The sequence below is a fragment of the Streptomyces sp. NPDC056948 genome (assembly GCF_042674225.1).
Taxonomy (GTDB): domain Bacteria; phylum Actinomycetota; class Actinomycetes; order Streptomycetales; family Streptomycetaceae; genus Streptomyces; species Streptomyces purpurascens.
Map to the genome: position 1 here is coordinate 1 of NZ_JBHUQX010000755.1, position 1,966 is coordinate 1,966.

Annotated in this window: 3 protein-coding genes; 1 reads left to right on the forward strand and 2 read right to left on the reverse strand. The window is 70.8% G+C overall.

Annotation, left to right across the window (positions count from 1 at the left end; all coding sequences use genetic code 11):
* The first annotated feature begins 34 nt into the window (after nt 1-34).
* Entirely contained in the window at nt 35-895 is an 861-nt protein-coding gene (gene mutM, locus ACFTZL_RS44360) for a bifunctional DNA-formamidopyrimidine glycosylase/DNA-(apurinic or apyrimidinic site) lyase (protein ID WP_382596183.1), read from the forward strand.
* Here the strand turns inward: mutM and ACFTZL_RS44365 are convergent.
* Entirely contained in the window at nt 885-1,283 is a 399-nt protein-coding gene (locus ACFTZL_RS44365; protein WP_382496935.1) for a winged helix-turn-helix transcriptional regulator, read from the reverse strand. The two genes, mutM and ACFTZL_RS44365, sit on opposite strands and share 11 nt — an antisense overlap.
* A gap of 82 nt (nt 1,284-1,365) precedes the next feature.
* On the reverse strand, nt 1,366-1,966 hold a 601-nt coding region (locus ACFTZL_RS44370; protein ID WP_382596180.1), incomplete at its 5' end, for a CAP domain-containing protein.

Genomic DNA, 1,966 nt, shown 5'->3' on the forward strand with positions numbered 1-1,966 from the left:
GGGCGGGCGCTCGGTTCGTACACCGGGGGAGCCCATGCCCGAGTTGCCCGAGGTCGAGGTCGTACGGCGCGGCCTGGAGCGGTGGGTCGCCCACCGGACCGTCGCCGAGGTCGAGGTGCTGCACCCTCGTGCGGTGCGCCGCCACCTCGCGGGCGGCGACGACTTCGCGGACCGCCTGAAGGGCCACCGCATCGGCACGCCCAGCCGCCGGGGCAAGTACCTGTGGCTGCCCCTGGAGGACACGGACCAGTCGATCCTGGCCCACCTCGGCATGAGCGGCCAGCTACTGGTGCAGCCGCACGCGGCTCCCGACGAGAAGCACCTGCGCATCCGCGCCCGCTTCACGGACGCCCTGGACACCGAACTCCGCTTCGTCGACCAGCGCACCTTCGGCGGTCTGTCGCTGCACGACAACACCCCCGAGGGCCTGCCCGACGTCATCGCGCACATCGCCCGCGACCCGCTCGACCCGCTCTTCGACGAAGAGGCCTTCCACCAGGCGTTGCGCCGCAAGCGGTCCACGATCAAACGGGCCCTGCTCGACCAGTCGCTGATCAGCGGCGTCGGCAACATCTACGCGGACGAGGCCCTGTGGCGGGCCCGCATCCACTACGAGCGCCCGACCACGACCTTCACCCGTCCGCGCACGCTGCTGCTCCTGGGCCATGTGCGGGACGTGATGAACTCCGCCCTCGCGGTGGGCGGCACCAGCTTCGACAGCCTCTACGTCAACGTCAACGGCGAGTCGGGCTACTTCGACCGGTCCCTCGACGCGTACGGCCGCGAGGGCCTGCCCTGCCGGCGCTGCGGTACGCCGATGCGCCGGCGGCCCTGGATGAACCGGTCGAGCTACTACTGCCCGAAGTGCCAGCGACCGCCGCGGATCACGCCCTAGCGGAGTCGTACCGCTCGCGCGCGGCCAGGACGTCGTCCATGCTGCCCTCCACGAAGTGGATCAGGGCGAGCAGCCGCTCGGCCACTCCGCGTCCCAGCGGCGTCAGTTCGTAGTCCACGCGGGGCGGGTTGGTCGGCTGGGCCTCGCGGTGGACCAGGCCGTCGCGCTCCAGCGCGTGCAGCGTCTGGGACAGCATCTTCTCGCTCACACCGTCGACCCGGCGGCGCAGCTCGTTGAAGCGCAGCGACCCCTCGTACAGAGCGCTCAGCGCGAGGCCGCCCCAGCGACCCGTGGCGTGCTCGAGCGTGCCACGCGAAGGGCAGGCCTTGGCGAACACGCTGTACGGAAGATCGTCCAGCCCCTCCGTGAGCTCCTGGGTGGTGGTCATCCCCCAAGAATACGCCAGCACAGCGCTCGCCAACAGGTTGCGCTAACTTTTGGTTAGCGCGCCCTAGCGCACCGGGGAGGGTCTAGTAGCCGAAGTTCTGAGTCCACCACGGGCCGCCCGAACCCAACTCGACGCCGACGCCCAGCGTCTTGAAGTCGCAGTTCAGTATGTTGGCGCGGTGGCCGGGGCTGTTCATCCAGGCATCCATCACGGCCGCGGCGTCGGCCTGGCCGCGGGCTATGTTCTCGCCGCCGAGGTTGGATATCCCGGCCTTCTCCGCCCGGTCCCACGGCGTCTTGCCGTCGGGGTCGGTGTGGTCGAAGAAGCCCCGGGCGCGCATGTCCTCGCTGTAGTTCTGCGCCAGCTCGGTCAGCGCGCTGTTCGCGGCGACCGCGCTGCAGCCCACCTTGGCCCGCTCCTCGTTCACCAGCTTGAGCACCTGGGCCGCGGCGGCGGACTCCTCGGAGAGAGCTGCGGGGGCGCTGGGCTTCTCGGGGGCCTGCGTGGCCGTACGGGAGGGCGTGTTCTCCGGCTTCCTGCTGGGAGTCGCGGCCGGCTTCTTCTGTTCCGGCGTCTTCTCCTGCGTCTTTTCCGGCTTCTCGGGCGTCTTCGTCGGCGCGGCCGACGACGTCGAGGCGGACGGCGACGGCGACAGGGAGCGCTCGGCGTCCCGGCTCGTGGGC

Excerpts from the sequence above, each read along its gene's own strand:
- mutM (WP_382596183.1), top strand. The coding sequence starts at position 35 with ATGCCCGAGTTGCCCGAGGTCGAGGTCGTACGGCGCGGCCTGGAGCGG.
- ACFTZL_RS44365 (WP_382496935.1), bottom strand. The coding sequence starts at position 1,283 with ATGACCACCACCCAGGAGCTCACGGAGGGGCTGGACGATCTTCCGTAC.